This window comes from Janthinobacterium sp. Ant5-2-1, assembly GCF_001445815.1.
Lineage (GTDB): Bacteria > Pseudomonadota > Gammaproteobacteria > Burkholderiales > Burkholderiaceae_D > Janthinobacterium > Janthinobacterium lividum_E.
This window is the reverse complement of the sequence record NZ_LNCE01000029.1, coordinates 1-23,206: the sequence shown is the minus strand read 5'-3', so window position 1 is coordinate 23,206 and position 23,206 is coordinate 1. Positions and strand designations below refer to the sequence as shown.

At 64.5% G+C, this 23,206-nt stretch carries 18 protein-coding genes; 16 read left to right on the top strand and 2 right to left on the bottom strand.

Annotated elements, in window-relative coordinates; all coding sequences use genetic code 11:
- The first annotated feature begins 48 nt into the window (after positions 1-48).
- From gap to ASN89_RS10375, 11 genes are all read left to right on the top strand, one after another.
- Positions 49-1,059 carry a type I glyceraldehyde-3-phosphate dehydrogenase gene (gene gap / locus ASN89_RS10425; protein WP_058049223.1) on the top strand — a complete coding sequence of 337 codons (1,011 nt, stop codon included), beginning with the start codon at positions 49-51 and terminating at the stop codon, positions 1,057-1,059.
- An 86-nt stretch (positions 1,060-1,145) separates the two neighbouring features.
- Complete coding sequence (pyk, locus tag ASN89_RS10420) at positions 1,146-2,606, top strand: pyruvate kinase (RefSeq protein ID WP_080698726.1); 1,461 nt, start codon at positions 1,146-1,148, stop codon at positions 2,604-2,606.
- Between the two features lie 344 nt (positions 2,607-2,950).
- On the top strand, positions 2,951-3,433 hold the full coding sequence (locus ASN89_RS10415; RefSeq protein ID WP_058049222.1) for a DUF3617 domain-containing protein: 483 nt from the start codon (positions 2,951-2,953) through the stop codon (positions 3,431-3,433).
- A 135-nt stretch (positions 3,434-3,568) separates the two neighbouring features.
- A complete protein-coding gene (locus ASN89_RS10410; RefSeq protein ID WP_058049221.1) occupies positions 3,569-4,075 on the top strand; it encodes a sigma-70 family RNA polymerase sigma factor in 507 nt (168 codons plus the stop codon).
- A complete protein-coding gene (locus tag ASN89_RS10405; protein ID WP_058049220.1) occupies positions 4,072-5,037 on the top strand; it encodes a FecR domain-containing protein in 966 nt (321 codons plus the stop codon). The genes ASN89_RS10410 and ASN89_RS10405 overlap by 4 nt, the downstream gene beginning before the upstream one ends.
- A 378-nt stretch (positions 5,038-5,415) precedes the next feature.
- Positions 5,416-7,875 (top strand): TonB-dependent siderophore receptor, encoded by a 2,460-nt coding sequence (locus tag ASN89_RS10400; RefSeq protein WP_082654513.1) that lies wholly within the window; start codon positions 5,416-5,418, stop codon positions 7,873-7,875.
- A 74-nt stretch (positions 7,876-7,949) separates the two neighbouring features.
- Positions 7,950-8,318, top strand: coding sequence for a hypothetical protein (locus ASN89_RS10395; protein ID WP_058049219.1), 369 nt, complete (start codon positions 7,950-7,952; stop codon positions 8,316-8,318).
- A complete protein-coding gene (locus tag ASN89_RS10390; RefSeq protein WP_058049218.1) occupies positions 8,315-8,971 on the top strand; it encodes a hypothetical protein in 657 nt (218 codons plus the stop codon). The genes ASN89_RS10395 and ASN89_RS10390 overlap by 4 nt, the downstream gene beginning before the upstream one ends.
- An 8-nt stretch (positions 8,972-8,979) precedes the next feature.
- Entirely contained in the window at positions 8,980-9,438 is a 459-nt protein-coding gene (locus tag ASN89_RS10385; RefSeq protein ID WP_161911766.1) for a GNAT family N-acetyltransferase, read from the top strand.
- Between the two features lie 347 nt (positions 9,439-9,785).
- Entirely contained in the window at positions 9,786-13,493 is a 3,708-nt protein-coding gene (locus ASN89_RS10380) for a PAS domain S-box protein (protein WP_058049217.1), read from the top strand.
- A 13-nt stretch (positions 13,494-13,506) separates the two neighbouring features.
- Entirely contained in the window at positions 13,507-14,502 is a 996-nt protein-coding gene (locus tag ASN89_RS10375; protein WP_058049216.1) for an HD domain-containing phosphohydrolase, read from the top strand.
- A 226-nt stretch (positions 14,503-14,728) separates the two neighbouring features.
- Here the strand turns inward: ASN89_RS10375 and ASN89_RS10370 are convergent, their stop codons facing one another.
- Both ASN89_RS10370 and ASN89_RS10365 read right to left on the bottom strand, forming a co-directional pair.
- Entirely contained in the window at positions 14,729-16,588 is a 1,860-nt protein-coding gene (locus ASN89_RS10370; protein WP_082654511.1) for an esterase/lipase family protein, read from the bottom strand.
- A gap of 11 nt (positions 16,589-16,599) precedes the next feature.
- Positions 16,600-17,376, bottom strand: coding sequence for a YdiY family protein (locus tag ASN89_RS10365; protein WP_058049215.1), 777 nt, complete (start codon positions 17,374-17,376; stop codon positions 16,600-16,602).
- A 243-nt stretch (positions 17,377-17,619) separates the two neighbouring features.
- Between ASN89_RS10365 and ASN89_RS10360 the strand changes: the two genes are divergently transcribed.
- The 5 genes from ASN89_RS10360 to hemB all read left to right on the top strand — a co-directional run bounded on the left by ASN89_RS10360 (position 17,620) and on the right by hemB (position 23,149).
- A complete protein-coding gene (locus tag ASN89_RS10360; protein WP_046682860.1) occupies positions 17,620-18,306 on the top strand; it encodes a winged helix-turn-helix domain-containing protein in 687 nt (228 codons plus the stop codon).
- Complete coding sequence (locus ASN89_RS10355) at positions 18,299-19,663, top strand: sensor histidine kinase (RefSeq protein ID WP_046682859.1); 1,365 nt, start codon at positions 18,299-18,301, stop codon at positions 19,661-19,663. Before ASN89_RS10360 ends, ASN89_RS10355 begins: the two co-directional genes overlap by 8 nt.
- Positions 19,664-19,893: 230 nt before the next feature.
- A complete protein-coding gene (locus ASN89_RS10350) occupies positions 19,894-20,979 on the top strand; it encodes an acyltransferase family protein (RefSeq protein WP_082654510.1) in 1,086 nt (361 codons plus the stop codon).
- A gap of 180 nt (positions 20,980-21,159) precedes the next feature.
- Positions 21,160-22,062 carry a VirK/YbjX family protein gene (locus ASN89_RS10345; protein ID WP_058049213.1) on the top strand — a complete coding sequence of 301 codons (903 nt, stop codon included), beginning with the start codon at positions 21,160-21,162 and terminating at the stop codon, positions 22,060-22,062.
- Positions 22,063-22,174: 112 nt separating this feature from the next.
- The gene (gene hemB, locus ASN89_RS10340; protein WP_035819309.1) at positions 22,175-23,149 is read left to right on the top strand and encodes a porphobilinogen synthase; all 975 of its coding nucleotides are present in this window, start codon (positions 22,175-22,177) and stop codon (positions 23,147-23,149) included.
- Positions 23,150-23,206: the final 57 nt, after the last annotated feature.

Sequence of the window (23,206 nt, the reverse complement as noted above, 5' to 3'; positions counted from 1 at the left end):
CGGATTGTGCACTTGGGTTGGTTTTAAATAAAACATCAAGGAGACAGCATGACCATCAAAGTTGCCATCAATGGCTATGGCCGCATCGGCCGCAACGTCTTGCGCGCGTTTTATGAAGGCGGCAAGCAGCAGGATATCGAGATCGTCGCCATCAATGACCTGGGCGACGCCAAGTCGAATGCGCACTTGACGCGCTACGACACGGTGCACGGCAAGTTTCCCGGCGTCGTCACCATCGACGGCGACAACATGATCGTCAATGGCGACCGCATCCGCGTCTTCGCGCAGCGCGACCCGGCACTGATCCCGTGGGGCGAGCTCGGCGTCGACGTGGTGCTCGAATGCACGGGTTTCTTCACGACCAAGGAAAAAGCGTCGGCCCACCTGAAGGGCGGGGCGAAAAAAGTCATCATTTCCGCGCCGGGCGGCAAGGACGTGGACGCCACCATCGTATTCGGCGTCAACCAGCAGGTGTTGAAAGCCACGGATACCGTGATTTCCAACGCCTCGTGCACGACGAATTGCCTGGCGCCGCTGGTCAAACCTCTCAACGACGCCATCGGCATCGAATCGGGACTGATGACCACCGTGCATGCATACACGAATGACCAGGTGCTGTCCGACGTGATGCATGAAGACTTGCGCCGCGCCCGCTCGGCCACGCATTCGATGATTCCCACCAAGACGGGCGCGGCTGCCGCCGTCGGCCTGGTCTTGCCGGAACTCAATGGCAAGCTCGATGGCTTTGCCATCCGCGTGCCGACGATCAATGTGTCGCTGGTCGACCTGTCGTTCATCGCCAAGCGCGACACGACGGTCGAGGAAGTCAACGCCTTGCTGAAAACGGCATCGGAAGGCGCGCTGCAGGGCATCCTGACGTACCAGACGGAACCGCTCGTTTCCATCGATTTCAACCATAACCCGGCCTCGTCGAATTTCGATTCGACCCTGACCAAGGTTTCGGGCCGCCTCGTGAAAGTGTCGTCGTGGTACGACAACGAGTGGGGTTTCTCGAACCGCATGCTCGACACGACGGTCGCCCTGATGGCGGCCAAGTAAGAAAGAACCACCGCTGATCCAGCGCACCAGGACGGCCGGCCCACAAGGCCGGCCCTTGTAGCAACTTATTTTAGAAAGCAGCAACCATGACCATGCAAGTACAGCAACGCGCCACCAAGATCGTTTCCACCATCGGCCCCGCTTCGAACGATATCGATACCCTGGTCCGCATGTTCAAGGCTGGCGTCGACGTCGTGCGCCTGAACTTCTCGCATGGCAAGGCGCAAGACCATATCGACCGCGCCCGCATGGTGCGCGAAGCGGCAGCCCTGTGCGGCCGCGAAGTGGCCATCATGGCCGACTTGCAAGGCCCGAAAATTCGCGTCGGCAAGTTTGAAGAAGGCAAGATTTTCCTGGAAAACGGCGCCAAGTTCATCCTCGACGCGAAATGGGGCGAAAACGGCGAACTGGGCAACATCGAGCGCTGCGGCCTCGACTACAAGGAATTGCCGCGCGACTTGCGCACTGCCGACGTGCTGCTGCTCAACGACGGCCTGATCGTGCTGACCGTTGATAAAGTCGTCGGCAGCGAAATCCACACCACCGTCAAGATCGGCGGCGAGTTGTCGAACAACAAGGGAATCAACCGCCAGGGCGGCGGCTTGTCGGCGCCGGCGCTGACGGCGAAAGACATGGAAGACGTGAAAACGGCGATGAGCTTCCAGGCCGATTACGTGGCTGTCTCGTTCCCGAAAAACGCTACCGACATGGTCATGGCGCGCCAGCTGGCCAACATCGCCGGCGAAGCATGGGACCACAAGCCGATGATGATCGCCAAGATCGAGCGCGCGGAAGCCATTCCTGCGCTGCAAGAAATTCTCGACGCCTCCGACGGCATCATGGTGGCCCGTGGCGACCTGGCCGTGGAAGTGGGCAATGCGGCCGTGCCTGCCTTGCAAAAGCGCATGATCAAGATGGCGCGCGCGTCGAACAAGCTGGCGATTACGGCCACGCAGATGATGGAATCGATGATCGTCAACGCCGTGCCGACCCGCGCGGAAGTGTCCGACGTGGCCAATGCCGTGCTCGACGGCACGGACGCCGTCATGACGTCGGCGGAAACGGCGTCGGGCCGTTACCCGATCGAAACGGTGGAAGCGATGGCCGCCATCTGCCTGGATGCGGAAAAGTGGGACACCTGCAAGCTGGACGCCGATTTCCTCAACGCCACGTTCTCGCGCATCGACCAGTCGATCGCCTACGGCGCCCTGTTTACGGCCCACCATTTGCGCGTGAAAGCCATCGCCACCCTGACGGAATCGGGTTCGACGGCACTGTGGATGAGCCGCTGCAACATCGATATCCCCATCGTCGCGCTGACCCCGAGCGTGGGTACGCGCCGCAAGCTGGCCCTGTACCGCAACGTCAGCACCTTGGAACTGACGTCCGGCACCGACCGCGACAAGGTCTTGCAACAGGCGGAAGATTTGCTGGTCGAACATAAAGTCGTGGCCAAGGGCGACACCGTCGTGCTGACCTGGGGCGAGCCGATGGGCAAGGTCGGCGGCACGAATGCGCTGAAAATCATGAAGATCGGCCAGCACTGATCGTATTGGACCCGTATCCACCGCAATGGCAGATACCCAATCTGCCATTGCGGTGGTCACATTTTCATGTCAGCATGGTTTCCTGCCTTCCAGGGCGCATCCGGAGTTCATGATGACCGCATACCTGCCTGCCTTGATCTGGTCGCTGTCGGCCTTCGCTTGCCTCTTCATTGCCAAACGCCGCTCCTTACGAATAACGACCATACGTGCCATCCTGGTGACTTTCCTGGGGCCGTTTGCCATTCCCTTCGTGTTGGTCGCAAGGCCCGGGATGCCGGGCTAAGCGTGCGGCCTGCGCGCGTTCCTCTTTGCTATATTTAAACTTTTAGCTAAAAGGAATGCTCATGAAGCGCAGCACGACCTGGATTCTGATGACTGTTTTCCCCCTGTGCGCGGCCACGTTCGCTTCCGCGGCCGAGCCGGCGCAGCGCTTGCAGCGCGCCACGGGGTTGTGGAAAGTGACGCCCGCCACCTCGCCATTTTCCTGGGAAATCTGCGTCGACCATGCGCGCGACCGCCTGATCGACGACGACCTGTGGTCCGGCTTCGAGCAGGAATGCAAGATCGAGTCGCACAGCCGCCAGGGCGACAGCTACCAATTCGCGTCCAGCTGTCCGGACGCCAGGCTGACCGGCACCTTCAAGGGTGATCTGGCCAAGGCATATACCCTGAGCGCCGATACCACCGTGCAAGTCAATGGCAAGAGCGAGGTGCAGCATACGGAATTGGCGGCCGTGTTCCAGGGAGCCTGTCCGGCGGGGTTGGCGCCGGGCGCAAAGAAAATGCGCGGCGGCATGGTGATGAAGAGCTTGTATACCGACCGCTAGAAGATTGCAGCCACGCTGAAACAACAGTTTCCAGGGATAGGCAGGCGCCGGCATTGACGCCGGAGGCCATGATTTGTGATAATGAGAATTATTATCAATTAGCCGCGCCTTGCCTTGCGCGCATCGGAGTCCCCAGTGAACATTGCGCAGTCCAGCGAGTCGATAGCCTGCATCTACAGCAGCCACCACGGCTGGCTGATGCGCTGGCTGCGCGCCAAGCTGCAGTGCGCCGACCATGCGGCCGACCTGGCGCAGGATACCTTCGTGCGCCTGTTGACGGCGCCGCCGGACGGCCGGCAGGCCTTGCGCGAGCCGCGCGCCTACCTGACCACCGTGGCGCAGCGCCTGCTGATCGACCACTACCGGCGCCTGTCGTTGGAGCAGGCATGGCTGGAAACCCTGGCGCAGCAGCCTGAATTGCTGATGCAGTCGCCGGAAGAGCGGCTGCTCGTGCGCGAAGCCTTGCAGCGCATCGACGCCATGCTCGACGGCTTGCCGCCGCTCGTGCGCAGCGCCTTCCTGCTGGCCCATGTCGATGGCCTCGGCTACGGGGAAATCGCCCGGCGCCTGGCCGTGAGCGAGCGCAGCATCAAGCGCTACATGGTGCAGGCGTTCGAGCGCTGCATCCTGCTGATCCTGTGAGCGGGGCCATCGATCCCCGCGCGGCGCGGGCGGCGGCGCAATGGCTGGTGCGCCTGCATGGGGGCGCCTTGGCCCCCGACGAGCAGCAGGCGTTCCAGGCCTGGCGCGCCAGCGATCCCGCGCATGAAGCGGCGTGGCAGAGGGCCGAGCTGGTGTGCAGCACCCTGGCCAGCGTGCCGCCTGCATTGCGCCAGACGGCGGACGCGGCGCCGCAGTCGCCGCAGCGGCGCGCCGTGCTCTACGGTCTGGCCGGGCTGATCGCGGCCGGCCCGGCGCTGTGGCTGACCAGCCAGTCGGCGCCATGGCAAGCGTGGCGCGCCGGCATCCGCACGGCCAGGGGAGAAATCCGCCGCATGACATTACCCGACGGTACGCAGCTGGTGCTCAATACGGACACGGCCATCGACGTGCGCTTTGACGGCGCGGCGCGGCAAGTCTTGTTGCATGCAGGGGAAATCCACGTCGCCACGGCGCACGACAGGTCCATGCCGGCGCGGCCTTTCCTCGTGCGCAGCAGCAATGGCGCCGTGCGCGCGCTGGGCACGCACTTCAGCGTACGCCACCTTGGCACCGTGCTGGCGCGCACGCAGGTGAGCGTCAGCGAGGGCGCCGTCGAGATTGCGCCATCGCAAGCGCCCGACGCCTCGCGCAGGATCGATGCGGGCCGGCAGGGTAGTTTCGATGACCGTGCTGTTTCTGCCTTGACGCCGCTGGCGCCGCACGCTGCCGGCTGGCTGCAGGGCGTGCTGATCGCCGAACGCATGCCGCTGGGCGAGGTGCTGGAACAGGTGGCGCGTTACCGGTACGGCGTGCTGCGCTGCGATCCCGCACTGGCGGCCATGCCCGTGGACGGCATCTTCCAGTTGAACGACCCGGACAACATCCTGCTCTTGCTGCAACGTTCCTTGCCGATCCGGCTGGCGTACCGCACGCGCTACTGGATCAGTGTCGAGGCGGCTTGAGCTAGTCGTCTTACGCATGCCGGTCTTGTAGGTTGGCTTAGCCTGCAGGGCGTAAGCCGACAGGCAATGCGGGCTGGTCTTGTCGGCTTACGCGCGGCTGCGCCCCGCTAAGCCGATCTACGGTTTGTGCGGATATGGGCAGTTTGGCGTGCTTGTGTAGGTCGGCTTAGCCCGCAGGGCGTAAGCCGACAGGCAACGCCGGGTGTCCTTGTCGGCTTACGCGTGGCTGCGCCCCGCCAAGCTGGCAAGCGCCACTATTTGCATTTCCCCTGTCCCTTTTTCCGGATTGCTTCGTCATACAAGGTAGAGAACGAACAATCCGAACCATCGAAAGGGCTTTACATGGCTTTGCAGCACCGTAACTTTACAGCAGCACGCATGACGCTCCATCCCACCACCGGCGCCGTGCGCGCCGCGCTGGTCTTGCTCCTCGCCATAGGTGCCACTGGCGCCGGCTTGCCGCAAACGGCGCTGGCCGCCGAGGCCAGCCCGGCCGCCACCGTGCGCGAGTACAGCATTCCCGCCGGCAGCTTGCGCGATGCGCTGGCCTCGTTTGCCATTGCCGCCGGGATCAATCTGTCCACCCAGGGCGTGGCGCTCGACGGTTTGGCGACGCCGGGCTTGCAGGGGCGCCATGGCACCACGGCGGGCTTGCAAAAGCTGCTGCAGGGCAGCGGCCTGGAAGTGGCGGACGGCGGCAATGCCAATTACCTGTTGCGCAAAATGAATACCGGCACGGTCGACGGCGGCCTGGCCAGCATGCCCGCCGTCGTCGTCAGCGCCGAGGCGGACCGCGCCACTGAAGGCACGGGTTTATACACGTCGAGGAATATGTCGACGGCGACGGGCTTGAACCTGTCGCAGCGCCACACGCCGCAAACGGTCAGCGTCATTTCGCGCCAGCAGATGGAAGATTTCGATTTGACCACCTTGCAGGACGTGGCCCGCGCCACGCCTGGCATCTATGGCAAGACACAGGGCGTGTCCGACCAGGAGACCACGTATTTCGCGCGCGGCTTCGCCTTGAGCCACGTGAATGTCGATGGCTTGCCGCTGGACGTCACGGGTTTCAATGAGCGCAACGTCTCGGCCGACATGCTGATGTACGACAGGGTGGAAGTGGTGCGCGGCGCCACGGGCCTGATGGAAGGGGCGGGCGCGCCGTCGGGCAGCATCAACATGATACGCAAGCGCCCCACGGCCACGCCCTTGCTGAACACCTCGGCCCACCTGGGCAACTGGAAGGACAAGCAATTGACGGTGGACGCCAGCAATGCGCTGAATGCGTCGGGCAGCGTGCGGGGGCGTGTGGCGGCCAGCTGGCGCGACAGCGACAGTTTTGTCGACGTGGTCAACAACAGGAACAGCACCGTGTATGCGATCGTCGAGGCGGACCTGACGCCGTCGACCACGGCCGGCATCGGTTTTTCGCGCCAGCACAGCCGCACCGATGGCGTCTTCGTCGGCTTGCCGACCTTGCTTGACGGCCGTCACATGGACTTGCCCCGCTCTACCTTCCTGAACAATGCCGACTCCTTCCAGAAGCGCGACAACAACGTCGTCTTCGCCGACCTGGAAACGCAGCTGGAGCAGGGCTGGCGCAGCCGCTTCGCCATCACGCGCATCGACGCCTCTTCCAGCACGCGCAATACCACCAACAGCCGCATCGATGGCGAAATATACAAGCTGAACCAATCGGAAACGGGCTGGAAGTACAACACGGAGCAAGTCGTGGCCGACTGGCGCCTGAGCGGCCCCGTCACCTGGTTCGGCCGCCAGCACGACGTGATCGTCGGCGCCAGCTACCGCCATGACGATTCCGACGCGGGCCAGAGCTGGGAAGGCGCTGCCACGCGCGTGATCGATATCCGCCAGTGGAATCCGTATGCCTACCCGATGCGCGGCGCGGCGTTCGAGCCGTACAATTGGGGTCGCAAGACGGACGAGAAGGGCATTTATGCGGCTGGCAACTTCAGCCTGGCCGACCCGCTGCACCTGGTGCTGGGCGGGCGCTTCGGCTGGTATGCGCAAGATGTAACGGGCTGGTACTCCACCAACCCCGCCTGGCGCCGCGGCCTGACGGAAAACGCGAAATTCACGCCGTACGCAGGCCTCGTCTACGATGTGGACCGGCATCACTCCGTGTATGCGAGCGGCACGCAGATCTTCGAGCCGCAAAGTTCGCTCGATGTACGCGGCAATACCTTGCCGCCGTTGAGCGGCACCAACCTGGAAGTGGGCGTCAAGGGCGAGTATTTCGGCGGCCGGCTCAACGCCAGCGGCGCGCTGTTCCGCATCAAGCAGAATAATCGCGCCATGGCCGACGAGCTCAATTGTCCCACGGGCGGCGCCATCTATTGCGCCCGCGCGGCCGGGCAGGTGCAAAGTGAAGGCGTCGACTTGCAGGTGTCCGGTTCGCCATTGCCGGGCTGGCAGATCGCGGGCGGCTACACCTATGTACTGGCCAAGTATACGAAGGACAGCGTGGCCGCCAACATCGGCCAGCGCATCGCCACGGACGAGCCGAAGCAATTGTTCAAGCTGATGACGAACGTACAGCTGAGCGGCAGCCTGGCGCAGTGGAATGTGGGCGCTTCCGTCTACGCCCAAGACAAGATATACCGCCGCGACACGGCTTACCTGACGCGGCAGGGCGGCTACGCCATCGTGGGGTTGACTGCCGGCTACCGCATCAGCGAGCAGCTGCAGCTGCGCGTGAATATCGACAACGTGCTGGACCGCCGCTACTACCAGGGCCTCGGCTATGCGTGGTCGGGCGGGCTGGAACGCTACGGTGCGCCGCGCAGCGTGCTGCTGTCCTTGCACTACAAGATGTAGCCGTTGCGCCAGCAGAGCGCGCCGGGCCAGGCGGCTCTGCTACACTGCCGCCGTCTTTATCTTTTCACTTTGCCATGACCGCTACTCCTGTCCTCACGCCCCTGAAAAGCGCTTTCCAGCAATCGCGCACCGAGAATAACATCGAGCTGATCCTGCCCGAACTGCTGGCCGCCCAATTGCACGTCGTTATCGGCGGGCAGAGCGAGCAAATCGACCTGTTCCTTGTGCCGTCGCCCAATCCCGAGCGCCAGTGCGTGACGGTGGCGGAAGACCTGGCCTTCCTGGCCGGCATCGCCTTTCCGAAAATTCCCGTGACGGGCGCGCAATTGGTCGCGTCGATTCCGGCCGAGATCGAAATCGTCATCCTGCACGGCGATGGCGCCAATTACCTGACGCGCGAGCAACTGGCATGGTTCCGCGGCATGCTGGCGCAGCATACTTGAGCGGCATTCCCGCCAGGCGCTTGAACCCGGCGCGCGCGGAATGGATACGCTTTGCGGCGGCCGACGATGCAAGCTCGCATGCGGCGATGATGGCCAATCTGCGTCCCGTGCTGTCGCGCAGCGTGCTGCTAGGGGGCTGCGCCCTGATCCTCGCCTTTGTCGGACAAGCCGTCTGGCGCGACGTGGCGTACGCGGGCGAGGCAGTGCTGCTGCTCCTGCCGGCGCTGGCCGCATGGATCGTCGGACTGATCCTGTTGCCGGGCCCCAATCTGTTTTTTCATGTCGAGATCAACGACGCTGGCCTGTTGCTGCGCCGGGTGGCGCGGCGCCTGCCCGGCCATGACAAGGTGCTGCAACTGGAGCTGCGGCAGATCCGCGCGCTGGAAGTGGTCAGTTACGCGGGCGCGGTGAATGTCTACCGCGGAGGGCCGCCGATGGCACGCGTGGAGCTGCTGCTGCACACGATCCTCGACGATTATCCGCTGATCCGCGTGGTGGGCATGGATCTGCCCGTGCCGCAGCGTTTATCGTTGCGGCAGATCAAGGACGAGCTGAGCCGCCGCTGTACGCTGGCCGGTATCCCTGTGGCCGTGCGTGCCGGTCCGACCTATCAGGAATCTGCCGCGATACGCGCGCAGTGGCCGCCAGCATGAGGAAGGGCGTGAGCATCAACGCTGTCTTGACCCTGCGCGCCATCTGCGCGGCCAACGCCGACGCCGTCATCGGGCTGCCGCTGCATGCGGCGCAACGCGATTTTATTGCCGGCAATGCCGAGTCGCTGGCGCTGGCCGCCAGCCACGCCAACATGCACCCGCGCGCCATCTATGCCGACGACGAACTGATCGGCTTTGCCATGTACGCGCTGCCGGGCAGTGCGGGGCGGCAGGATACGTACGTGTTGTACCGCCTGATGATCGCGGCGCCGTGGCAGGGCCAGGGATTGGCCCGCGCGGCGCTGGCCCTGCTGCTGGACGAGATGCGCTCGCGCGGCGCGGGCAGGGTGGTGCTCTATTACGTGCCCGCCAATGCGCGCGCCCGGCAACTGTACGCGCAGGCTGGTTTCGTTGAAACAGGACTCGATGGGGATGGCGAGATGATGGCCGAGCGCCTGCTTCCCTGAACTTGTGGCATCGTGGCCGCAAAGTGGTTTTCTTTTGGCAACTATATTGCTGAAGTCCTATGAATATTTTCGCAAAGCAACTATACTCATGGCTCTTTAAAAAATCATCGTCACGCTGGCGGCCAGACATCCGCGCCAGAGTTCGTACGCATTCCGCTTTTTCCCTCTGAAAAAAGCACCTTTCCCCCGCGCGGCAGGCGCGGGCGTGATGACCGAGCCTTGCCCTGGTCGACTGCTACCGTTGTCATTTCCGCTGTGTTGCCGCTTTAGTAAAAAGCCTGGCGCCGGCGCGCGGTGCGCCGTCATGTTTTGCGACGTTAGGTTTCACTCTCTTATGCCACGACAGTATGCTTAGTTCCATCTTTGCCGTATCGACCGATACCATGCAGTACATCTATGGCACGCACAATGCCTGGCTGGTGCTGTTTTCCATCGGTATCGCCATCTTTGCCTCGTTCATGGCCCTGCAGATCGCCGGCATGGCGCGCAGCAGCGAGCGCGGCTTCCAGCGCCAGACGGCCATCATCACGGGTGCCATCGCGCTGGGTGGCGGCATCTGGTCGATGCATTTCATCGGCATGCTGGCCTTCGACATCTGCACGCGCGTGTCCTTCGACCCCGGCCTGACCTTGCTCTCCATGCTGCCCGGCATGGCCGCTTCGTGGGTGGCGCTGCACATGCTGGCGCGTCCGAGCATCAACTGGCGCCAACTGGTGGTGGGCGGCGTGCTCGTCGGCGTGGGCATCGGCTCCATGCATTACAGCGGCATGGCCGCCATGCAAACGTCGCTGGCCTTGCGCTATGAACCCTGGCTGTTTGCCCTGTCGCTGCTGGTGGCTGTCACCATGGCCATGCTGGCGCTGTGGGTGCGCTTCGGCTTGAGCGCCATGCGCCAGCGCCTGAGCCCCCTGGCGTCCTTGCTGCTCAGCAGTGTGGTGATGGGCCTGGCCATTTCCGGCATGCACTACACAGGCATGCTGGCGGCGCGTTTTTCCGGCACGCCCACGGCAGGCGAGAACACGATCACGGTGCAAGCCTCGTTCGTGGCCCTGGCCGTGGCCCTGATCACCGTCACCTTGACCGTCTTCGTGGCCGCCGCGAACGGCTTGCTGCGCTACCGCCAACTGCTGCGCCACGCCAGCGTCAGCGAATCGCGCCTGCGCGCCATCGTCGACACGGCGGCCGATGGCCTGATCACCATCGATGGCCAGGGCAAGGTGCGCTCCTTCAATCCCGCTGCGGAAAGCCTGTTCGGCTGGCGCGAAGCGCAGATCGTGGGGCGCGACGCCAGCGTGCTGCTGCAGCCGGCCGACGCGGCCGAATACGAGGGCTATCTGCGCGATTACCTGGAAACGGGCGCCTCGCGCATCCTCGACAGCGGACGCGAACTCGATGGCCGCCACAAGGATGGCGCCGTGCTGCCCATGCGCGTGGCGATCGGCAAGATCGATGCGCCGGCCCAGCCCTTGTTCGTGGCGTTTGTCACGGACATGCGCTCTTCACGCAGCATGGAGCAGGCACTGAAAGACAGCGAACGCCAGTACCGCACCCTGATCCGCAATATCCCCGGCGTGTCCTTCCACTGCAGCTTCGCGCCCGAATGGAAGATGATCTTCATCAGCGACGCCGTCTTCAATCTGACGGGCTGGCTGCCGCAGGACTTCGCCGAAGGGCGGGTCAGGCTGTTCGACCTCGTGCACCCGGACGACCGCCAGCGCGTCAACGACACCTGCGTGCAGGCGGCCGGCGAACGGCGCGATTTCGAGAACGTCTACCGCATGATCCACCGCGACGGGCGCGAGCGCTGGGTGCGCGAAAGCAGCGGCCCCGTGCTCGATAACGACGGCGTGGTGCGCTGGATCGACGGCGTCATCCTCGACATCACGGAAAGCGAATTGCGTAACGCCGAATACGAAGGCAAGGTGACGGCCATCTCGCGCGCGACGGCCGTCGCCGAATTCGACCTGCAGGGACGCATCCTGGCGGCCAACCAGAACTTCCTCGACCTGACCGGCTACCAGCTCGAGGACGTGCTGGGCCTGCACCACAGCGTGTTCTGCGAGCCGGGTTACGTGACCTCGCCCGACTACGTCGCGTTCTGGCAGCACCTGGCGCAGGGCGAATTCAATACGGGCGAGTACAAGCGCATCGGCAAGCATGGCAAGGAAGTGTGGATACAGGCCTCGTACAACCCGATCTTCAACACGGATGGCAAGCCGTTCAAGGTGGTCAAGCTGGCCACCGACGTGAGCGAGCGGCGCGCCATGCAGGAAAACCTGCGCGCGGCGAAAGACCGTGCCGAACTGGCCGCCGAATCGAAGACCAGCTTCCTGGCCAACATGAGCCATGAAATCCGCACGCCGATGAATGCCATCATCGGCTTTACGGAAGTGCTGCTGGGGACTGCCCTGGACAGCCTGCAGCGCCGCCATCTGGGCACGGTGCGCCAGTCGGCCCGTTCGCTGCTCGAGCTGCTGAACGACATCCTCGACATGGCCAAACTGGAAAAAGGCGCCACCGAGCTGGAACTGGTGGACTTTTCGCTGCCGGACCTGGTCGACCACGTGGCCGCGTCCCTGCGCATCACGGCGCATGCGCGCGACCTGGTGCTGCATGTCGATGTCGATCCCGGCATGGGCCAGTTCTTCCTGGGCGACGCGCGCCGGGTGCAGCAGGTGCTGACGAATTTGATCGGCAACGCCGTCAAGTTCACGGAAGTGGGCCATGTGCGCGTGGCCGTCGGCATGCAGGGCGAGCAGGTGCATATCGCCGTGCACGACACGGGCATCGGCATTCCCGCCGACCGCCTGGACAAAATCTTCGCGCCGTTTACGCAAGCCGATTCCTCGATGAGCCGCCGTTTTGGCGGCACGGGCCTGGGCACGACGATTTCGCTGCAATTGGTCGAACTGATGGGGGGCACCATCACCGTGGAAAGCACCCTGGGCGTGGGCAGCGTGTTCCACGTGCTGCTGCCGCTGGCGCCGGGCAAGGCCGTGTCGCGCCGCAGCGAGCAGCCTGTGGTGGCCTTGCCGCCGCTGCGCATCCTGGCGGCCGACGACGTGCCGCAGAACGTGGAGCTGCTCCTGATCAGCCTGGGCGCGGCCGGTCACCAGGTGATCGCCGCCAGCGATGGCGAGAGCGCCGTGCGCGAGTTCAGCAAGGGCAGCTTCGACGTCGTCCTGATGGACGTGCAGATGCCACGCATGGATGGCCTGGAAGCGACGCGCCTGATCCGCGTGTACGAGCGCGAGCAGGGCCTGACGGCGACGCCCATCATCGCCCTGACGGCCAGCGTGCTGGAGCAGGACCGGCGCGCCGCGCAGACGGCCGGCATGAATGGTTTTGCCTCGAAGCCGCTGGAAATGCACAAGCTGACGGCGGAAATCGCCCGCCTGCTCGATATCGCCGTGTCCATGCCGCCGACGGCGGCCGGCGCGGCGGCGCGTGCGGCCACCGGCCAGGTGGACTGGCAGCGCGGCATCGCCCTGTGGGGCGGCCGCGAAGCCTTGCAACGGGCGATTGGCCGCTTCGTGCAAGCCAATGGCGACTGCGCCGCCATGCTGGCGGCCGAACTGGAGCGCGGCGGCAGCAGCGTGGCGGGCCACCTGCTGCACCGTATCAAGGGCGCGGCGGGCAACCTGTGCCTGGTGCGGATCGAAAGCCTGCTGGGACGCATCGAGCAAGCCATCTCGCGCCAGCTGCCGGCGACCGAATTGCTGGTGCAGCTGGCTGCCGCCTTCATGGCGCTGGCCGGCGAACTGGAAGAATCGGGTATGCCGGCCGTGGCCGCGAGTGCGCCGGCTGCCGGCGCGCCCCTCGATGCCACCGCCTTTGGTGCCTTGCTGCGGCAAGCCATCGCCAGCCTGGAAGGCGGACAGCTCGACGACGCCCTGATGGCGCAGATCGCGGCCATGCTGGCGCCGCACGGCCAGCAGCCGCGATTGCAGGCGCTGGCCAGCGCCATCGACGACTTTGAATTCGCGCGCGCCGCAGGCGTGCTGCGACAGCTGCTGGCGTGGCTGGAAGCGCCTATGCCTGCCGACCTTTCCTGATATTGGGCCAACGATGACCTTACACGAAGACAAACCGATCCTGCTGCTGGTTGACGACGAAGCGACGAATCTGCAGGTGCTGCGCCAGATCCTGCAGGACGATTACCGCCTGCTGTACGCCAAGGATGGCGAGAAGGCGCTGGAACTGGCGCAGAACAACCCCGTCGAGCTGATCCTGCTCGACATCATGATGCCCGCCATGACGGGCTATGAAGTGTGCCGTCAACTGAAGGCGATGCCGGCGACCGCCTCCATCCCCGTCATTTTCGTCACCGCCCTGTGCGACGTGAAGGACGAGGCGGACGGCTTTGACGCGGGCGCCGTCGACTACATCACGAAACCGGTCAGTCCGCCCATCGTGCGCGCCCGCGTGCGCACGCATCTGTCGCTGGTGGACGCCGAGGAATTGCGTCGTTCGCGCCTGCAGGTGATCCAGACCCTGGGGCAGGCGGCCGAATACAAGGATAACGAGACGGGCATGCACGTCATCCGCATGAGCTACTACGCGCGCCAGCTGGCGCTGGCGGCCGGCTACAGCGCGGGCAGGGCGGAAGACCTGCTCAACGCGGCGCCCATGCACGACGTGGGCAAGATCGGCATCCCCGACGCCATCCTGCAAAAGCCGGGCAAGCTCGATGCGGACGAATGGCAAGTCATGCGCCGCCACGCGGAAATTGGCGCGGCCATCATCGGCGAGCACGCAAGCGGCTTGCTGAAAATGGCGCGCACCATCGCCTTGACGCACCACGAGAAATGGGACGGCAGCGGCTATCCGCAAGGTTTGAAAGGCGAGGAAATCCCCCACGAAGGCCGCATCGTCGCCATCGCCGACGTCTTCGACGCCCTCACCAGCGAACGCCCGTACAAGCGCGCCTGGACGATTGATGAGGCCATCGCCACCATGCAGCGCGACAGCGGCACGCACTTCGATCCTGAGCTGCTGGCGCTGTTCATCGAGCAGCTGCCGGCCATGCTGGAGATCAAGGACAAGTGGCGCGAGCCGGTGTGATGCTGGCGCTGCCCAAAGTGAAGCTAACAATGTTGTCGGATTACGGCTTCGCCTGATCCGACCTACGGTTGCCAGCCCAGCCATTGGCACCAGTCGGGTAGGTCGGCTTAGCGCGGAGCGCGTAAGCCGACATCACCATGGGCGTGGCCAATAATGTTGTCGGATTACCGCCTGCGGCCTCGGCGGCCCCGCCTGATCCGGCCTGCGCTGCTATCGCCTTGGCGACTTAATCCGGCATGCGTAGTATGCGCCGTATCTCCAGGATCGCCTGCGGGCTTTCCTGCACGCTGTGCCACGAAGGGATGACTTTTTCCGACTGCGCGCCGTCGAGGTGGGCACTGGCATACGGCACCACGCCGTCGCTCGATTCCGCCAGCGGCAGGTCCGGCGTGTCGTTGCCCATGATGGAGTAGTAGCGCACGTTCGGGCTGATGGGCAGGTCGGCCACCAGGCGCACGAACGGGTCCTTGTCGCTGAGGTTATCGATGCTGTTGGGGATGCGCAGCGGTTCGCTGCTGCCCGTGTCGAGCTGCGCCAGGCTGCCGGCCGCGTCCGACAACTGGTCGAGCATGGTGATGGGCAGCGTGACGAGGTTGGCGATCCAGCGCGCCACCTTGTGGTTGGCGAACGAGGTGCCGCGGTGCGGCGCGGCGATGAAGATGGCGCGGTTCACCTGCGGCATGGCCGTGAAATTCAGGTAGGGCGCCAGGCCGGCGCGCACTTTTTCCGCTTTCTTGCCCTTCAAATTGTATTCTTCCGTGATGGCGTCGAGCAGGGTGTTGCTGGCGTCGGAGACCATCAGGCGCGCCAGTACGCCGCCCATGCTGTGGCCGATCAAGACCATGTCGTTCGCGGCCATCGCCTTGGCGGCAGGGTCGAACTGCGCCAGGGTTGCGTTCAGCGCCTTGCGGATGGCGGCGTTGTTGGCCGCCAGCGGCGCATTGCTCGGGTAGTACACCTGCCAGATCTGGTAGCGGCGGCGCAGCTGTTCGTCGCCCATCAGTTCATTTGCCACGTTGATCCACGCTTCCGGGCTGCTGGCCAGGCCGTGCAGCATGACGATGGTGCGCTTGTTCGGGTCGTAGGGCTGCATCAGGTGCACCTGCGGGCGCGAAATGCCGTCGGCGCTGCCGAACAGGGTGCGCAACGCCTGCACGCCGAAGCCGGAACGGGCCAGCCACAGGCCATAGCCGGCCGTGAAGTTGGCTGCCACGGGCAGTTCCTGGCCCGCCATGCGCGTCGATTCGCTGCGCGTCGGGTCGACCAGCATCACCAGCAGCTGCTGCGTGGCCAATACCTCCTGCAGGCTGTTGCCATCGAAGCGGATCAGCGCCGTGACGACGGGGAAGCGGCTTTCCTGGAAGGCCGCGTCCCTGGCTCCGGCGGGCTTGGGCATGACGGCCACCAGGTCGGCGCCGAAGCCGTCCCGCCGGTACACATTGCGCAGGCCGGAAAACGTCAACGAGGTGGCCGGCAGCAGTTCGTCGGGCAGGGTGCCGTCGTCGGGCAGGCGCAGGGCCGACAGTTCGCTGTCGATCTGCCAGCCGGCGACGCGGATCACATGGCCGTCCGGGCGGTATTCGCCGCGGTGGCGGAACAGGTTGCCGACGGCCTTTTGGACGGCATAGTTATAGTAGTCGCGGATTTGCGTCTGGCGTTCCTCGAAGGCGCGCTGGCCCGGCGTGCGCGTCGTGTAGAACAGGTAGGCGTACGCGTAGCGGGCCGATTCGAGCCAGGCGGCCAGGCGTTCGGCGCTGGGGTGGCCACCCTGCTTTTCTTCCGCCAGCGCGCTTTCCAGCCACAATTCGGACAGGGTGGCCAGGCGCTGCTCGTCGCTGAGCAGCTCGGAGCGGGCCAGGTCGGCGCGGCAGCTGCCCGTATTGGCTTCGCAGGCGGCGATGTCGCTGCCGATGATGCGCAGCACCTCGCTGGCCGAGGCGCTCAGTTTGCCCGTCGTGAGGATGTCGCCGCGCCGCTGCTGCAGGTAGTCGGCCGGCGAAATCGCGCTGACGGTGACGGCGGCGCAGCCGCTCAGCAGCGCCGCCGCGCACAGGAGGGCGCATACGCGCAGACGCCGCATCAGCATGGGGGCGCGTCCTAGAACGAGTAGACCAGGGTCAGCGAGGTTTGCGTATCCGTGTTCTTCTTGTCGTCCGGTACGCGCGTGTCGTTGCGGGCGCTGAAGGCGGCCTTCATCTGCATGGTGCCGTTGATTTTTGTGCTGAGGGCCGTTTCGGCGATCGAGTGGGTGTTCGAGGTGCCTCGTTCCACGCTGACCGTCTGGGTGAACATGGCCGACTGGCTGATCTTCCACTTCATGGCGGCCGCGCCGCGCACCGTCAGGCCGTGTTCCGATTCTCCCGCGTCGTTGGTGCCGCTGAAATAGCCAGGACCGAATTCCACGTCGACGCTTTTGTCTGTCGACTGGTACCAGCGCGAGCCATGACCGACGGCCAGGGTCGAGTACTTGGTGTAGGCGCCGAACTTGTCGTTCACGTGCGAGGCCAGGACGAAGAGTTTTTCATGGTCGGCCATCAGTTTGTAGGCGGCCTTGGCGGAAGCGGAAAAGCGTTCGGCCGAGCGTTCGCGGATCTTTTGTCCATCGTCGTTCGTCGTTTCGTCTTCCTTGAAGTAGCCGCTGAAAATGTACTGGTTGCTCCAGTCATCGAGTTCCTGGCGCGCGTCGATCTTGCCCGTGACGGAGGTACCGACCGTGTTGCCCGAAGTGGTGATGGCGCCCAGTTCGGCGGAAGTGCTCCAGCTGCCGATGGGGATTTCATCGAACAGCATGCTTTGTTTGGTATCTGCGGCGGCGGCGCTGCCGCAGCTGATGGCCATGGCCAGCGCCAGTGCGAGAGAGTGGGTCGATTTCATGGCTGTATTGGTCTGTGGCGCGCCTGGCGCGCCGGATGTTCGTTAGTGGCAGTGGTGGCTATAGAGGCCGCGGCAAGCCGGGAGGCGCCGATAAAACAGGGGCGCAGGCGCGCGGCCAAACAATGTCGAGGCCGTATTGTACCCGACCCTGTCATTGCGCGCCGCACGCGGCGGGACTGGCAAGTGGCGCGCGCCTGGCGTATGCTGCGCCTATTTGCTGCCTGATCTTTACAAGGAAATCCCGTGCGCTGCCTGGTCATCGAAGACGAAGCCGAAACTTCCCGCTATATCTGTGCCGGCCTGCGCGAGGCGGGTCACGACGTTACCGCCTGCGACAATGGCATCGACGGCATGCGCCTGGCCTGCGGCGAAGACTGGGATGCGCTGGTACTCGACCGCCTGCTGCCCGGCGAGATCGACGGCCTGGCGATCGTCGCGCGCCTGCGCGGCATGGGCAGCAACACGCCCGTGCTGGTGCTGTCAGCTCTTTCCAGCGTCGACGAGCGTGTGCGCGGCCTGCGCAGCGGCGGCGACGATTACCTGTCGAAACCGTTCGCCATCGCCGAGCTGCTGGCGCGCATCGAGGCGCTGCTGCGGCGCGCCGCGCCCGTGCCCGAATCGACGCAGCTGCAGGTGGCCGACCTCGTGCTCGACATGCGCACCATGCGCGTGACGCGCGCAAACCGGCAAATCGCCCTGCAGCCGCGCGAATTTCGCCTGCTCGAATACCTGATGCGCCACCAGGGCCAGTCCGTCACGCGCGCCATGCTGCTCGAAGCCGTGTGGGACTACCATTTCGACCCGCAGACGAACGTCATCGACGTGCAGGTGAGCCGCTTGCGCACCAAGGTGGACAAGGAATTTTCGCCGCCGCTGATCCACACGGTGCGCGGCGTCGGCTACACGCTGGGCGTGATCGACAGTGCGTAACTGGCACCGCTCGATCGCGGCCCGCCTGGCGCTCGGCTATGGCGTGCTGGTGGTCGTGTCGATCAGCATCGTCTGCGCCGTGTTCTATTTCGGCACCATCGGCGTGCTCGATCGCAGCGTGGACCGCAAGCTGACCCTGCTCTCGGAGCGCCTCGCCGCGCTGTACCAGCAGGGCGGCAGCAGCCGCACGACGGCGGAAATCGCCCATTTGCTGACCGACCGCACCGACAGCGACACGGAGATTTTTTTGCTGGTGGACGCCGATGGCCGCCGCGTGGCAGGCAATCTGTCGTCCTGGCCCGACGTGGGCAGCCCAGTGGGCCGCCTGCTGCACCGCGACGTCACGCGCGAAGGGCGCAGGGTGCCCGCGCGCATGCTGATCCGCGACCTCGATGGCGGAGCGCGCCTGTTCGTCGGGCGCGACATGGAAGAGGGCAGGTCGATCCGCGCCTTGGTGCTGCGCTCGCTGGCCTATGGCGGCGGGGTAGCCATCCTGCTGGTGGTGGCGGGTGCGTGGCTGTTTCGCCGCCAGCTCGAGGCGCGCATCGGGCAGATTCGCCGCACGGCGGGGGAAATCGAGGCCGGCGACCTGAGCCGGCGCATTCCCGTTTCCAGCGAAGACGAATTCGGCTTGCTGAGTCGCGACATCAACCGCATGCTCGACCGCATCGAACACTTGATGGAAGGCGTGCGCCATGTGTCGAACGCCATTGCGCACGACCTGCGCACGCCGCTGGGGCGCATTCGCAACAAGCTCGATGGCGCCTTGCGCCAGCAGCAGGGCGTGGCAGGCTACGAAAGCGCGGCGCAGGCGGCCATCGACGACATCGACGACCTCACGCGCGTGTTCGACAAGCTGCTGCAGATCGCGGCGGCCGAATCGGGCATGCGTCCCGAGAATTTCGACGATATCGACTTGCAGCAGATCGGCGCCGACATCGTGGAAATGTATGAAGCGACGGCCGACGAGCAGGGCGTGCTGCTGGTGCAGATGTATGGCGAGGGCGTGCCGGCGCGCGGCGACCGCAACCTGCTGGGCAGTGCCCTGGCCAGCCTGGTCGACAACGCCATCAAATATGCGGGGCGGGGCGCCACGGTGGAAGTATCGGCCGGCAGCGATGAACACGGCAGCTGGCTGGCCGTACGCGACAACGGCCCCGGCGTGCCGGCTGAAGAACTGCCGAAACTGACGCAGCGCTTTTACCGGCTCGACAAGAGCCGCCATTTGCCCGGCAATGGCCTGGGCCTGTCCATCGTGGCAGCCATCGCGGCCCTGCATGGCGGCAGCCTGGAGATCGAGGATGCGGCGCCGGGCTTGCGGCTGCGTTTTAGGCTGTCAGGTTTTGTTGTCCGCTAAGCCGTTCTTGTTGTCCGCCCCGCCGCGTTTTTTTTTGCAGCATAAACGTTGCCATATTTGCTTTTAAATAAAGTATTGTGATATAATTTTGTTACTTTTTTTCGACCTCGCCATTTGACCGTAGATCACGGCCTTCGTCGTGCGGCCGCATCGAGTGATCGCCAAATCTGCCTGGTTCTCGTTGTTGGCGTGCTGCGCCAATTCGACAGGTGGATAGATATGGAGCAAACATGACTGGTGCTGGCATGAAGGCTGGCCATTTCGGCGGCCGTATCGTTTCTCTCGATGGCTTGCGTGGATTGGCGGCGATGCTGGTCGCCGTGCATCATCTGCCGGGCATATTTGGTTTCACGATCACGCACGCCTACCTGGCAGTCGACTTCTTTTTCATCCTCTCCGGTTGGGTCATGGCACATAGCTATGAAGAGCGCATCCACCTCGGCATGCCCTTCAGAGACTTTCTGCGCAACCGCTTTGCCAGGCTTTATCCGCTATACGCTGTCGCGCTACTGGCGGCCCTTGCCGTCATCCTGATCAAGAGCCACATCGGCACCACGTCGGCCAACATCGTATGCTTCGCGCCCAATGCGCTGATGCTGCCCTGTCTACAGGCTGACAGACCTAGTTTTCCCTTGAACGGACCCAGCTGGTCGATTTTCGTCGAGGTGTTCATCAATCTGATCTGGTTCTTTGCCGTGCGCATGGGTATGCATACTTTGCGCTGGAAACTCGCGCTACACTTTTGCTCGGCGCTGCTGCTATGGGGATGCGCCGTCTGGATGAACCGCTATCTGAGCGGCTATAGGTCGGATGACGTACATGAAGGCTTGCTGCGCGGCCTGCTGGGCTTTTCAGGGGGCTTGCTGTTGTTCCAGTGTCGGATGCATGCCTGGATACTGGCCTATTTTGCGGCCCTGGCGCTCGGCGTGTTTGCCGCCTTTCATGCGTTGGGTGATAGCGCCGGTGTCATACCGCTGGGCCTCGTCGTGATGGGGGCATTGCCCGCGACGGTGTGGCTCGCCGCCAGGTTGCGGCCGGCCATACTTGAGGGCCGGGCGGCAGCCTTCCTGGGCGATTGCTCGTATGCCATCTACTTGCTGCATCTGCCGCTGGCCATGATGCTGCAGAAACTGCTGCGCCTGATGTTTCCGGGCACGGGTATATCAGCTTACATCATGAAGGCGGCGATCTTCACCGGCATCCTGCTCTTTGTCAGCAGCATCAGCTATCGCTTGCTGGAAGTGCCGGCACGGCGTTGGCTGCTGCAGCGGCTCAAGCGCGGCGTCAGGGAACCTGCAACCGGCTCGCTGCCATAATGTGCTTGTGCGCCACAGGCCAGGTCGACATTACCAAACTGTAACCCCCTTCATTTTCACCTCGCCCTATCATCCGCTCTACCCGGCGTAGAGCGGCTGCGTGCGCGCAGCCGCCTGTTCCGGGCTGCCTGCGGCCGTCGCCGCGTCCCGCTTATCCCGACACGTCGTAGAGCCGTTTGCATGCATACTTTTACCGCCACCGGCGACAACGCCGCGCCGCAGCAGGCGCCACTGCGCCAGCATGGCCACCGTATCAAGGCCGCGCTGGGCGCCATCGTCTTTCCCCTGCAGCGCGCGCGCTGGCAAGCGTTCATTGCCGCGACGCCGGGAATGGCGGCGCTGGCGCAAGCCCATCCCAGCCTGCTGTACAAGATCTATCGTCCTTACGCCAGCGGCCAGTTCGGCGGCGCGGCGCGGGTGGACCTGCTGTGCGGGCATTACCGCTTCCTGTGGCAGGCGGGCGCGCGGCCGCTGGTGGAATACGCGGCGCGGCGGGCGCTGGTGCTGGCCGCCATCGAAGGCAAGGATGGCGCCACCTACCGCTTGCAGCTGACGGCCATCCACGACAGCCACCGCGAAGGGGAGTTGTGCCTGCGCCTGACGCGCGACGGCGTGCCGCTCTACCTGGCCAGTTTCCTGTTCCGTCCCCAGCCTGGCGGCGCCGTCATCCAGCTGGGCGCCTTGCAGGGCTTGCGTTCGTCCGCCGGCGCGCAGGCGGTGAAAGAGGCCACGCGGGCGCTGCATGGCTGTCGGCCGAAAAACCTGATGGTGGCCGCCTTGCGCGACCTGGGCGATTTTTTCGGCTGCGTCCACCTGGACCTGGTCAGCAACGCCAACCGCATCGCGCTGAATTGGCGCCGGCGCCGGCATATCTCGTGCGATTACGACCTGGCCTGGCGCGAGCTGCATGCGCAGCCCACCAGCGACGGCAATTTCCGCCTGCCATGCGGCCCTTGCCGGATGCCGGAGCTGGAACTGGTGCCGTCGAAAAAACGGTCGGACGCGCGCCGCCGCGGCGCCATGCTGGTGCAATTGGCGGCGGACATGCGCTGGCAAGTGGCGGCCCTGCTGCACGCGCAATGACGGCGCAGGGGACCATTTCTTGACTTGCGCGGCTTTTTTGCCGGGCGGTCCGGCGCAACTGGCGCGATCGGCGTATACTTATCGGCGTTGTTAACCTGAAGCCAGTCACCCCATGCCAGCACAATTCCCCACTTCGCGCATGCGCCGCCTGCGCGCGACCCCGCAACTGCGCGAGCTGTTCCGCGAAACCGAGATCAATCCGCGCGACCTGGTCCTGCCGATCTTCGTCGACGAAGGCAGCAGCGATTTCATCGACATCAAGTCCATGCCCGGCGTGCGCCGCATTCCCGAAGCGAAGCTGGCGCAGGAAGTGGAGCGCTACGCGCGCGCCGGCCTGCGCTCCGTCATGACCTTCGGCATTTCGCACCACAAGGACAGCCACGGCACGGACACCCTGAACCCGGACGGCCTGGTGGCGCGCATGTCGCGCATCATCAAGGACGCCGTGCCGGAAATGGTGGTGATGTCCGACACCTGCTTCTGCGAATACACGGACCACGGCCATTGCGGCATCCTGCATGGCGACACGGTCGACAATGACAGCACGGTGCTGAACCTGGGCAAGCAGGCCGTTATCGCCGCGCAGGCGGGCGCCGACATCATCGCGCCATCGGCGGCCATGGATGGCCAGGTGGCGGCCATCCGCAGCGCGTTAGATGCGGCCGGTTTCCACGACACGCCCGTGATGGCGTACTCGACCAAGTTCGCATCAGGCCTGTACGGCCCGTTCCGCGACGCGGCCGGCAGCACCCTGAAGGGCGACCGTAAAACGTACCAGATGGACCCGATGAACCGCCGCGAAGCCGTGCGCGAGTCGCTGATCGACGAAGCCGAAGGCGCCGACGCGCTGATGGTCAAACCAGCCGGCGCCTACCTGGACATCATCCGCGACCTGCGCGAAGTGACGCGCCTGCCGATTGGCGCCTACCAGGTCAGCGGAGAATACGCGATGATCAAGTTCGCCGCGCAAGCCGGCGCCATCGACGAGCGCCGCGTGGTGCAGGAAACCCTGGGCGCCATCAAGCGCGCGGGCGCGGACATGATCTTTACGTATTTTGCGATGGATGTGCTGAATAATCCGTATTAAGGTTTGTCTCTGGCGCGCCGTTAGCGGCCTTTTTCACCCCAGAAGCAAGAGCTGGGG